Annotated in this window: 10 protein-coding genes; all 10 read left to right on the top strand. The window is 43.0% G+C overall.

What is annotated here, in order from left to right; translation table 11 throughout:
- The first annotated feature begins 1 nt into the window (after position 1).
- Positions 2-367, top strand: a complete 366-nt coding sequence (locus tag LVD17_RS02290) for an FtsL-like putative cell division protein (RefSeq protein WP_233764503.1) — start codon at positions 2-4, stop codon at positions 365-367.
- Entirely contained in the window at positions 368-2458 is a 2091-nt protein-coding gene (locus tag LVD17_RS02285; protein ID WP_233764501.1) for a PASTA domain-containing penicillin-binding protein, read from the top strand.
- Complete coding sequence (locus LVD17_RS02280; RefSeq protein ID WP_233764500.1) at positions 2458-3924, top strand: UDP-N-acetylmuramoyl-L-alanyl-D-glutamate--2,6-diaminopimelate ligase; 1467 nt, start codon at positions 2458-2460, stop codon at positions 3922-3924. The genes LVD17_RS02285 and LVD17_RS02280 overlap by 1 nt, the downstream gene beginning before the upstream one ends.
- Before the next feature lie 4 nt (positions 3925-3928).
- Complete coding sequence (gene mraY, locus LVD17_RS02275) at positions 3929-5137, top strand: phospho-N-acetylmuramoyl-pentapeptide-transferase (RefSeq protein ID WP_233764499.1); 1209 nt, start codon at positions 3929-3931, stop codon at positions 5135-5137.
- A gap of 163 nt (positions 5138-5300) precedes the next feature.
- Positions 5301-6659 carry a UDP-N-acetylmuramoyl-L-alanine--D-glutamate ligase gene (gene murD / locus LVD17_RS02270; RefSeq protein WP_233764498.1) on the top strand — a complete coding sequence of 453 codons (1359 nt, stop codon included), beginning with the start codon at positions 5301-5303 and terminating at the stop codon, positions 6657-6659.
- Positions 6656-7816 (top strand): FtsW/RodA/SpoVE family cell cycle protein, encoded by a 1161-nt coding sequence (locus LVD17_RS02265; protein WP_233764497.1) that lies wholly within the window; start codon positions 6656-6658, stop codon positions 7814-7816. Before murD ends, LVD17_RS02265 begins: the two co-directional genes overlap by 4 nt.
- Positions 7817-7926: 110 nt before the next feature.
- Positions 7927-9036, top strand: coding sequence for an undecaprenyldiphospho-muramoylpentapeptide beta-N-acetylglucosaminyltransferase (murG, locus tag LVD17_RS02260; RefSeq protein ID WP_233764496.1), 1110 nt, complete (start codon positions 7927-7929; stop codon positions 9034-9036).
- On the top strand, positions 9033-10427 hold the full coding sequence (murC, locus tag LVD17_RS02255; RefSeq protein ID WP_233764494.1) for a UDP-N-acetylmuramate--L-alanine ligase: 1395 nt from the start codon (positions 9033-9035) through the stop codon (positions 10425-10427). Before murG ends, murC begins: the two co-directional genes overlap by 4 nt.
- A complete protein-coding gene (locus LVD17_RS02250; RefSeq protein WP_233764493.1) occupies positions 10420-11184 on the top strand; it encodes a cell division protein FtsQ/DivIB in 765 nt (254 codons plus the stop codon). Before murC ends, LVD17_RS02250 begins: the two co-directional genes overlap by 8 nt.
- A gap of 98 nt (positions 11185-11282) precedes the next feature.
- On the top strand, positions 11283-12590 hold the full coding sequence (ftsA, locus tag LVD17_RS02245; protein WP_233764492.1) for a cell division protein FtsA: 1308 nt from the start codon (positions 11283-11285) through the stop codon (positions 12588-12590).
- Positions 12591-12620: the final 30 nt, after the last annotated feature.

Here is a 12620-nt window from a genome sequence, read left to right as displayed (position 1 = left end):
TATGGCTACAAACAGTTACAGAATTAATGAAAAGCAAAGCACAAGAGGCAGCATATTTTCCAGGTTGGAAAAACTGGTGCGTATTGATGCCGCTTTTGCTCATGGGCTGCCGGTAAAATACCTGCCGCACATTCTTTTTGTAACAGCCATTGGAATATTCTACATAGGCAACAATCATTATGCTGAAAAGAACATAAGAAAGATTGACCGCCTGAAAGAACAGGTAGAAGATCTTAGGGCAGATTATACTACACTTAAGGCTGACTACATGTATGCAAGTAAGCAGTCGGAAGTAGCTAAAAATGTAAAAAAACTAGGGATTACAGAAAGTTTACAGCCACCTGAAAAAATTGTGATCAAGAAATAAGTGAATATTAAGAAGTCCATATTACTCAGAGTCAGGATAGCATTTTTGCTGGTGACGATCTTTGCGGTCGCCATAGTGGTAAAAGTGGGTAAAATCCAGTTTGCTGAAGGAGAAAAGTGGAAGGAGATCGCAGACCAGACTAACGTTAAGTATATGACTGTAAAGGCTACCCGCGGTAACATATATTCTGATAACGGGAGCCTTCTGGCTACATCATTACCCTTTTATAAGGTAGCATTTGATGCCACCATAGCATCAGATGAAGTTTTTAACCAGGGTATTGACTCATTGGCGCTGCTCTTATCCAGGTACTTTGGAGACCAGTCGCAGGAGGCCTACAGAAGAAAACTTAAGAATGCCCGGGCTTCAGGCAAGCAATACATTGTCATTAACCGGGAGCAGGTGGGCTATCAGGGTAAAAAGCAGATGTCCACCTGGCCCATCTTTCGTTATGGCAGATTAGGAGGCGGAGTAATTTTTCATAAGGTCGACAAGAGGTTCAGACCTTTTTCTAATTTAAGCCGGCGGACGATTGGATTCATCAATGAAAATAACCAGGGAGCAGGGCTTGAATATAGCTTTAATGATAAGCTGGCAGGGAAAGATGGAGAAGCGCTGTATCAGAAAATGGCCGGGAGCACCTGGAAGCCTGTTTTTGATGGATCAGAGGTAAAGACTGAAAATGGTTTTGATATAGAAACGACTATAGACATCAACCTTCAGGATGTGAGCGAAACCGCGTTGCTGAGAGCGCTGGAATACCACGAAGCTGATTACGGAGTGGTGGCGGTGATGGAGGTCAGTACAGGAGAAATAAAAGCAATATCAAACCTGAGCAGAAACAGCCAGGGATATTACTATGAAAGATACAATTATGCTGTTGGAGGTTTGAGGGAGCCTGGTTCCACCTTTAAGCTGGCCACTATGATCGCCCTTTTGGAAGATACCAACATGAGCCTTGGTGATAGTGTGGAGACTGGTGATGGAAAGTATAAATTCTATGACAATACTGTAACTGACCATGAAGAGGGAGGCTATGGTACCATCACTGTCCGTGAGGCTTTTGAGAAATCTTCTAATGTGGCTATGGCAAAGCTGGTAGATAAATATTTTGGGCTAAAGCCGGAAAGATTTCTTCAGTATATCGATAACCTGGAATTGTCAAAACCACTGGGACTACAGATCAAAGGAGAGGGGATTCCGAAGATCAAAAGACCAACAGACAAAGACTGGAGTGGAATTACGCTGCCCTGGATGGCTTATGGCTATGGCCTGGAACTTACACCTTTACAGTCGCTGGCCCTTTACAATGCTGTGGCTAATGATGGGAAAATGATCAAACCTATTATAGTGAAGAAAGTAAGAAGAGCTGATAAGGTTTTAGAAGAATATAGCACTGTGGTACTGAATAAAAAGATATGCTCGGATGAAACGCTGGCAAAGGTAAGAGTGATGCTTGAAGGTGTAGTGGAGCGTGGAACAGCCAATAACATCAAGAACAGTCATTATAAAATTGCTGGAAAGACAGGAACTGCCCAGATTTTAGAAAATGGCCGGTATACAAAGAAGTACATCACTTCTTTTGCCGGCTATTTCCCAGCCGATAACCCAAGGTATAGTGCTATTGTGCTGATCAAAAACCCGAAAGGATGGAGGCAGTATGGCAGCAATGTGGCAGCACCGGTTTTTAAGGAGATCGCGGATAACATCTACTCACGTGATATCGATATGCACAGACCAATGGTTAAAGAGTATGTTGCCGAAGCAGGTGTATTCCCGGTTATACGTTCCGGAAACCATGATGATTTGAAATTTATATGTAACGAATTAAGTATTTCCAATCATAGTGCAGGGGACCAGGATTGGGTGACCACCCAAAGATTTGGGAATGCCATCAAATGGAAAGACAATAAGGTAAACCCGCAGTTTGTTCCGGATGTAACGGGGATGACATTGCGCGATGCCATTTACATACTGGAGAGTTGCGGGCTCAGAGTAGACATTCAGGGCACAGGCCGGGTCTCCCGGCAGTCGCAGGCGCCGGGTACCAAAGTGTTGAAAGGGAGTGAAATAAAAATTGATTTGAGCTGATGGGGGTATTGAAAGATATATTATATAAAACTTCCCTGGTCTCTACCTCAGGTAGCATGGACAGGGAAATTTCGCATTTAGCTTTCGATTCAAGAAAAGTGAAGGGCGGAACCCTGTTTATTGCTGTTAAAGGTACTCAGGCAGATGGACATGCATTCATTGGGCAAGCCGTAAAAGCTGGCGCTGTAGCTGTGGTTTGCGAAAAGCTGCCGGATGATATTTCCGATGAGATTACCTATGTTGCTGTTAAAGATAGTAGCAGAGCCTTGGGCTGGATTGCCTCTAATTTCTATGGAAACCCGTCTTCAAAACTTCGGTTAGTAGGAGTAACAGGTACCAATGGAAAAACTACGGTGGCTACATTGTTATACAACGTCTTTAGAAAGATGGGACATAAAACAGGCCTGCTTTCTACGGTTGTCAATAGAATAAATGATGAGGAAATCCCGGCTTCTCATACTACGCCTGATGCCATCAGCCTTAACGAGCTGCTGGATGAAATGGTGAAAAAGGGATGTGAATATGCTTTTATGGAAGTGAGTTCTCATGCTATACAGCAAGAGCGTGTGGCAGGTCAGAAATTTGCCGGAGCCGTATTCACTAACATAACCCATGATCACCTGGATTATCATAAAACTTTTGATGCATACATCAGTGCTAAAAAGAAGCTGTTCGATGAATTGGATTCAGAGGGTTTTGCGCTGGTCAATGTAGACGATAAGAGAGGCAGGATAATGCTCCAAAATACGAAAGCTGCCAAAAATACTTACGCTTTGCGTAGTGTGGCCGACTTTAAGGGAAAACTCGTGTCCAATACCCTGCAGGGGCTGGAAATGGAGATCGACAATAAAAACGTGTGGTTCAGGCTAATTGGAGATTTTAATGCCTATAACCTTCTGGCAGTATATGGTGTGGCGGTATTGCTGGGTAAGAAATCAGACGAAGCACTGACTCAACTTTCATTACTTGACGGGGCTCCAGGCAGGTTTGAACAGGTGATGAACAATTCCAGTGTGACCGCGATTGTGGATTATGCCCATACACCCGATGCTTTGAAAAATGTGCTGGAAACGATAGCAGAATTCAGAGCTGAAGCCAGGCAGGTAATCACTGTGGTAGGATGTGGTGGAAACCGTGATAAAGGAAAAAGGCCATTAATGGCTTCCATTGCCTGTAAATGGAGCGATAAGGTGATCTTAACTTCAGATAACCCTCGTGATGAGGAGCCATTGGAGATCATAAAAGATATGCAGGCCGGTGTAAGTCCTGCTGATTATAAAAAGACTGTAGTATTAGCAGACAGGGAGGAAGCTATAAAAACGGCTTGCCTGCTGGCTGATAATAATGATATCATACTTGTTGCTGGTAAGGGACATGAAACTTACCAGGAAATAAAAGGAGTAAAGCACCCTTTTGATGATAAAGAAGTACTGGGAAGAATGTTAAACCTGTTTGCCAAAGAATAGATAGATGCTGTATTACTTTTTTGATTATCTGCAGAGAGAATTTAACCTGATCGGAGCCGGGGTATTTCAATATATCTCGTTCCGGGCTGGCATGGCGGCAGTTATCTCGCTGTTGATTACTATCATGTTTGGTAAAAAACTTATCAACTTCCTGAGAAAGAAGCAGGTAGGAGAAAGTGTACGTGATCTTGGGCTTGAGGGGCAAATGGAGAAGAAAGGCACACCTACAATGGGCGGACTGATCATTCTGAGTGCCATATTGGTGCCGGTGCTTCTTTTTGCCAAACTGGATAATGTGTATGTTATCCTGCTTATTGTGGCGACCGTATGGCTTGGGTTAATTGGCTTCCTGGATGATTATATTAAGGTATTTAAGAAGAATAAAGAAGGGCTTGCAGGTAAGTTTAAAGTTGTGGGCCAGATTGGTATAGGCCTTATAGTAGGGCTCACCCTGTACTTTCACGACGATGTGGTGGTTAGGGAATATTCGGATGACGCTGTTATAGAAAACAATGAAGTTATACGTGAATACCATGACGTAAAATCGACCAAAACTACGGTTCCCTTTTTTAAGGATAATGAGCTGGATTACGATAGCATCGTGCCGTTTTTGGGACATGATTACACCTGGATCATTTATGTACTCATTGTAATCTTCATTATCACCGCAGTTTCAAACGGAGCTAATATTACAGACGGTATTGATGGTCTGGCGGCAGGAACTTCGGCAATTATAGGGCTTACACTGGCGATCTTTGCCTACTTGTCCGGTCGTGTTGACTTTAGCGATTATCTGAATATCCTGCATATCCCCAATCTGAGCGAAGTGGTGATATTCTGTACCGCATTTGTAGGAGCATGTTGTGGGTTCCTTTGGTACAATTCATATCCTGCACAGGTTTTTATGGGAGATACAGGCAGCCTGTCTTTGGGAGGTATTATTGCTGTAGTGGCACTGGTGGTAAGAAAGGAGCTTATGATACCTGTACTATGCGGAATATTCCTGATTGAAAATCTTTCGGTGATCATGCAGGTGTCATATTTCAAATACACCAGGAAAAAATATGGTGAGGGTAGAAGGATATTCTTAATGTCCCCACTGCATCACCACTATCAGAAAAAGAATTTACATGAATCCAAGATCGTAACCAGATTCTGGATAGTAGGGATATTATTGGCGATTTTGACTTTGGCAACATTAAAATTGAGATGATTTAATAGATATAAACTGATAAAGACATGATTAATATGTGCGACATCTATACGGCTATTTTCAGTGCAATTACTAAGCAGATAAAGATTATGGTGAGAAGAGGAGTTGCATATGTTAATGGAAAAATAAGCTTAGGCAATATAAACAGGCAGATACAGATAGAATGGTGAGTAGAAAAGTGACCATATTGGGTGCGGGAGAAAGCGGTACGGGAGCGGCGCTGCTTGCAAGGAGCAAGGGGTATGACGTTTTCGTTTCTGACTTTGGAAAGATTAAAGACAGCTACAAAAAAGAGCTGACTGATGCTGGTATTGCTTTTGAAGAAGGTAAGCATTCTGTAGACATTATTTTTGAGTCCAGTCTGATCATTAAAAGCCCGGGTATCTCCGAGAAGTCGGATATTATAAAGAAGGCCCAGGCTAAAAACATTCAATTTATAGACGAAATTGAATTTGCGGCGCAATACACTACCGCGAAGATCATAGCTATTACAGGTACTAACGGGAAGACCACAACCACACTGCTTACCTACCACCTGCTAAAAGAAGCGGGGTTGAATGTAGGTCTTGCAGGTAATGTGGGGCACAGCCTGGCGAAACAAATCATTGAAGACAAACACGACTACTATGTAGTGGAAATGAGCAGCTTCCAACTGGACGGCGCTGTATACTTCAAACCATTTATCGGAGTATTACTAAACATTACTCCCGATCATATGGATCGCTATGACTATAAGCTGACCAATTACGTTGATTCTAAATTTCGTCTTGTTAGCAACATGACACCAGATGATCACTTTATTTACTATGCGGATAATGTGCTCATACAGGAGGCTATAAACAAAAGGTCGATAAAGGCTCAGTTACACGCTGTATCACTGACTGATGAAGGTCAGACACATGCAGCCAATGGAGAAATAATTTTTGATGACGGCTTTAAAATAGCCCAGCAGGATACAGTACTGAGAGGCGAGCATAACGCTATAAATATGATGGCAGCAATCTCAGCAGCCCGCATATTGAAGGTAGATGAAGAGTGCATAAGGCAAAGCCTGAAGACATTTAAAAATGCACCACATCGGATGGAGTATGTTGCTACTATCAACGATGTGGACTTTATCAACGATTCGAAAGCGACTAACGTGGACGCGGTAAGATATGCTCTGGATAGTTTCACCGTGCCGTTGGTATGGATTGCCGGCGGCATTGATAAAGGTAATGATTACAGTCTGGTAATGGAGTCTGTAAATGCTAAGGTAAAAGCGCTGGTTTGCCTTGGAAAAGATAACAGTAAGCTAAGAGATGCCTTCCATGAGCAAATCATCAACTTACTGGAGACTGACAATATTAAGGATGCCGTAAGATCAGCCCTGGGATATGCCGAGGCACATGATGTGGTATTGTTGTCACCGGCATGCGCGAGTTTTGACTTGTTCAAAAATTATGAAGATAGAGGAAACCAGTTCAAGCAGGCAGTACTTGAATTGAAACAGGAGTTTGAAAGTAAAGCTTTAAATCAATGAAAAAGATAAAGACATGGGTAGATGAACATCTGCACGGCGATCCGGTGATATGGGCCGTGGTCTTTGCCTTATCACTGATCAGTATACTGGTAGTATATAGTGCTACAGGTACACTAGCCTTTAAGCGCATGAGTAACCCGGAAACCTACCTGTTTAAGCATACAATGCTTTTAGGAGTCGGTTTGCTGGCTATGTGGTTTGCCCATAGAGTTGATTACAGGTATTATTCAAGAATATCACGGCTGGCATTATGGGTCAGCGTGCCGCTGCTCATCTATACGTTTACCAACGGTATGAGCCTGAATGATGCCTCAAGGTGGATCATGGTACCAGTGATCAATGCTTCATTTCAACCGTCTGACCTGGCGAGTTTGGCATTAATAACCAGCCTTGCCAGCATGTTGTCCAAGCGGCAGCAGAATATAGCTGATTTTAAAGAATCGCTGATCCCGATTCTGATCTGGTGTGGTGTGATTTGCGGTCTGATCGCTTTGACAAACCTCTCATCAGCCATCCTGTTGTTCCTGACATGCATGCTGATCATGTTTATAGGCAGAGTACCGGTTAAATACCTGGCTATGCTGGTGTTTGTAGGAGCATTATCAGGTGTGGCAGCATTGAAGTTTGGGGTGAGGGCAGAAACGGCAAAGAACAGGGTAGAGAGTTTTATAGAAGGTAAAGAATTGCCATTTCAGGCACAACACGCGAGAATAGCAGTGGCTACAGGAGGAATTACAGGCAAGGGTCCGGGGCAGAGTCAGCAAAGAAATATATTACCTCACCCATATTCTGATTTCGTGTACGCGATCATCATTGAAGAATATGGCATGATAGGAGGAGTAGTAGTACTAGTACTATACCTGATATTGCTATCTAGAGGCATGAAGGGAGTCATTAACAGTGAAAGAGCCTTTGGAGGATTATTATCAGCAGGACTGAGTTTTGCCCTGGTTCTGCAGGCCATGGTAAACATGGGAGTTGTAGTCGGGTTGGGGCCAATTACTGGTCTGCCATTACCGATGGTAAGCATGGGGGGTACCTCCTTACTTTTTACTGGTCTTTCAATTGGTATAATATTAAGTGTAAGCCGTGGCGAAGTTGATAAAAGCTGGACAGGCAGCACAAGTAAAGAGATTAAAAATATGATAAGAGCGTAGAAATTTCAATTTACAGTTACTGGTTCATGGTTGACCATTTAGTGGGCCATTAACTAAAGGACTGTAAACCAAGAACAAGATGTAAACTAAGAATTAAGAACAAAGAACTGTTGAAAACTGAACGACCATATCGATTTATCATTAGCGGCGGAGGCACCGGCGGACACATATATCCTGCCATAGCTATAGCTAATGAGATTAAGGCTCGGTTTAGTGATGCTCAGATACTTTTTGTAGGAGCAAAGGGTAAGATGGAGATGAAAAAAGTGCCTGAAGCAGGCTACAAGATCATCGGTTTATGGATCAGTGGTTTTCAAAGGAGAATTTCTATTGATAACCTTTACTTCCCGTTCAAGGTTTTGTTCAGTTATGTGGCAGCTAACAGAATAATAAAAAGGTTTAAGCCGGATGCCGTGATTGGTGTGGGAGGGTACGCCAGTGGGCCCATAATGCTGGCAGCAAGCAGCCGTAAAGTGCCATCCATGATCCAGGAGCAAAACTCTTATGCAGGCTTGACCAATAAGCGCCTTGGTAAAAAGGTGGAAAGAATATGCGTGGCGTATGAGCACATGGAGCGGTATTTTCCGAAGGAGAAGATTGTGATAACAGGGAACCCAGTAAGGAAGGATATACTAAATGTTGAAGAAAAGAGGGAGCGCGCATTAAAGCATTTTGACCTTAAGCCGGATAAAATGACCATTCTGGTCCTGGGAGGAAGCCTTGGAGCCAGAACGATCAACAACAGCATCGTTAAGCAGCTCCGGCAGATTGTAGATGCGGGAGTGCAGCTGATCTGGCAGACCGGTAAGTTTTACCATGAAGAGATGGTTGCAAAGGCAAAAGGCCTGAACCTGGAAAATATAAGGATACTTGAATTTATCAGGGAAATGGATCTTGCCTATGCCGCTGGTGACGTGGTCATATCCAGGGCAGGAGCATTGTCAATTTCAGAGCTGTGCCTTGTAGGCAGGCCGGTGATATTTGTGCCCTCACCTAATGTGGCGGAAGATCACCAGACCAAGAACGCAAAAGCTCTGATCGATAAAAACGCCGCAGTGCTGGTGAGGGATGTAGTGGCTGAGCAAAGACTCGTGACAGAATCACTTGCTTTGCTTAAGGATGAAAAGAGAAAGGTCCAATTAGCCGGGAATATTAAGCAGCTGGCAAAGCCCAATGCAACAGAAGATATTGTAAATGAATTGATGAATATAATAAAGTGACGCTGAAAAATTACCATAGTGTATATTTCCTCGGGATCGGAGGGATTGGTATGAGTGCCCTGGCCAGGTGGTTTAATGAAAACAACTTCTACGTGGCGGGCTATGACCGTACCAGTACTGAACTTACCCGCCAGCTGGAGGCTGAAAATATTTCCATACACTATCAGGATGGCGTTGACTTTATTCCTAAAAAGATAAAGGAAGATAAGGAGGGCTCACTGATCGTTTACACGCCGGCCATACCTAAAGGGCATCTTGAGTTTAACTATCTGAGAGACAAAGGGTATGTTATTCAGAAGCGGTCGCAGGTATTAGGCATGATATCAGCCGGTTTTTATACAGTGGCAGTTGCAGGTACCCATGGTAAAACCACTACTTCATCTATGGTTGCGCACCTGTTGAAATCTGCAGGGCGTGATATAACCGCTTTTTTAGGTGGTATTGCCACCAACTACCGATCAAACTTCATATCTAATGAAGAGATTAGTACGGAAACCGTAGCTGTAGTAGAAGCGGATGAGTTTGACAGATCATTTTTGGCACTAAATCCTGATATCGCCGTAGTCACAGCTTCGGATGCTGACCATCTGGATATCTATGGAGATAAATCAAACCTTGAAACTTCATTTAAGGAGTTTATAGGGAAAATAAAGACAAAAGGTAAACTATTTATAAACGAGAAAATAGCAAAAGAACTAACTACAGACTTTAAAGGAACTGTCTGTACATATGGAATAAACCGGGGACATTTTTTTGCCAGTAACATTACCATGAAAAATGGATTTTTTGAATTCGATTATTCGGACGAGAGGCACAAGATTGAGCGACTAAGATTAGGCGTTCCCGGTTTTCATAATGTTGAAAATGCGACAGTAGCAATTGCTATTGCGCTGGATCTCCTTTTAAGTCCTGAAGAAGTAAAGGTTGGGATAGAAAGCTATTTGGGAGTAAAAAGGCGGTTCGAGTACCTGCTCAGGGGGCAGGATGTGGTGCTAGTTGATGATTATGCCCATCATCCCGTAGAGATTGAAGCATTTTTGAAATCATTAAGGGCGTTGTATCCCGACAGAAAGATCACGGCCATTTTTCAGCCACATCTTTACTCCAGGACAAGGGATTTTGCCGACGGATTTGCAGAAAGTCTGAGCCTCGCTGATGAAGTGATACTGCTGGATATTTATCCAGCCAGGGAGGAACCCATAGAAGGGATAACATCCGAAATCATTTTTAAGAATATTTCGGTGGACGAGAAGGTGCAGTGTTCCAAACAGGAATTGCTGGAATGCCTGAGAAACAGGGAATTAGATGTGGTGGCAACGATTGGTGCAGGAGACATCGACCAAATGGTGCTGCCGGTTAGAGATTTATTAAAGAACAGATATCATGTTTAAGAAACTGAGACTAAAAAAAGGAGTGAAAGTGGTGTTGGCCTCCCTCGGATTGATATCTGTAATTGGATTTACAGAGAGCAAGCAAGACGGAGACACATGCAAGGATATCGTGATCCGGATCGACAACCAGTACGATAATTACTTTGTGAATGAGCAGGATATACTCTCGCTTATGACCTCTGCCGGAGCACATGTAGTTAAAGGTGCCAGTTTTAAAGACCTTAACCTGAAAGAAATAGAAGAAAGAGTAAAAAGTGACAGGTTTATAAAAAAGGCTGAGATCTATAAAGATCTTAAGGGAAATATGCTGGTCAATGTTGATCTCAGAAGGCCATTTGCAAGAGTAATTCAGAGCAACGGTCCTGATGCTTACATAGCTACGGACGGAGCGGTTTTACCAGTGTCAGATAAGTTTTCATCGCGGGTTGTACTCATCTCAGGCAAGTATACCGGGCAACTGGTCAAAAGTGATCTGCTGAGTACAGATGAAGGGAAGAAAATCTATGCTATGCTAAGATTTATCAATAGTGACAAATTCTGGAAGGCCCAGATCGCTCAGATTGATATTGATAAAAAGTTGAATATGACGCTGTACCCCCAGGTAACTAAGCAATATGTAGAGTTTGGGCAACCTGAAGAGTTGGAAGAAAAGTTTAAAAAGCTTGAGATCTTCTATAAGCAAATACTACCACGAAAAGGGTGGAACACTTATGAAAGAGTGAATTTAATGTATGAAGGACAAATAATTGCGGAATAGTTACAGCTGGACGGTTTACGGTAAGATAACTGAAAAGGGTAAGATGAAATCCGCAAATTAAAAGAGAAACAACCACTAATAAATAAATAGTTACAACCATGGAAAATGACAAAATAGTAGTCGGACTTGACATTGGTACCACGAAGATCTGCGCTATCGTGGGACGCAAGAACGAGTTTGGGAAGCTTGAAGTTCTTGGTATGGGCAAAGCGGAGTCAGATGGTGTTATCCGCGGTATAGTAACCAATATTGATAAAACGGTAAACGCGATTGAAAAGGCGGTTAGGGAGGCTGAAGATCAATCGGGCATCGATATCAGAGTAGTCAATGTAGGTATTGCCGGTCAGCACATCAGAAGCTCTATACATCATGGCAGCATCACAAGAACCTCTAATGATGATGAGATCACCATTGAAGATATAAATAGATTGAGCAATGACATGTACAGGATCGTAATTCCTCCCGGGAGTGAGATTATACATGTTATGCCACAGGACTATACGGTAGATTATGAAGACGGTATTAAAGATCCGGTAGGGATGTCGGGTGTAAAACTAGAGGCGGACTTTCATGTAATTACGGCTCAGACAAATGCCATCAATAACATAAACAAATGCGTAAGACGTGCAGGTTTGGAAATTGAAAACCTTATCCTTGAACCCCTGGCTTCGAGCCTGGCCGTATTAAGCGATGAGGAAAAAGAAGCTGGCATTTGCCTGATCGATATCGGTGGTGGTACTACTGACATTGCTATTTTCCATGATAACATAATAAGGCACACCGCGGTGATACCTTTCGGAGGTAACATCATTACTTCAGACATTAAGCAGGGTTGCATGGTGATGCAGCACCAGGCAGAGCTGCTGAAGACGAAATTTGGTAAAGCAATTGCGGAAGAAGCCAGCCCCAACGAGATTGTTTCCATACCTGGTATCAGAAATAGGGCTCCAAAGGAAATATCCATTAAAAACCTGGCTCATATTATTGAAGCCAGAATGGAGGAGATCATAGAGCTGGCACATACTGAGATCATCACCTCTGGCTTTGAAAACAGGCTGGCAGGTGGTATTGTCATCACCGGTGGTGGTGGCCAGCTGAGTGGACTTAAGCAACTGGTAGAGTATATGACAGGGATGGATGCCCGGATCGGATACCCTAATGAGCACCTGGGAAGAAGTAAAATGGATGCTGTTAAGAGCCCTATGTTTGCTACTTCCGTTGGCCTTGTGCTTTCAGGTTTTAGAGCCCTTGACGAACGGGAAAACAGGTACAAGGAGGTTAGAGCGGCCAATAACAGGCCGGGGACAAAGAAAAAGGAAACCGGAAGCGGTGACTTCTTCAGTAAAATACTTAACAAAACAAAGGGATTGTTAATTGATGACTTAGACGGAAAAAACGAGTATTAACGATCCGGAATTAATTTTTGCAACCACTAA

The organism is Fulvivirga ulvae (genome assembly GCF_021389975.1).
Taxonomy (GTDB): domain Bacteria; phylum Bacteroidota; class Bacteroidia; order Cytophagales; family Cyclobacteriaceae; genus Fulvivirga; species Fulvivirga ulvae.
This window is presented reverse-complemented; position numbering and strand designations above follow the sequence as displayed.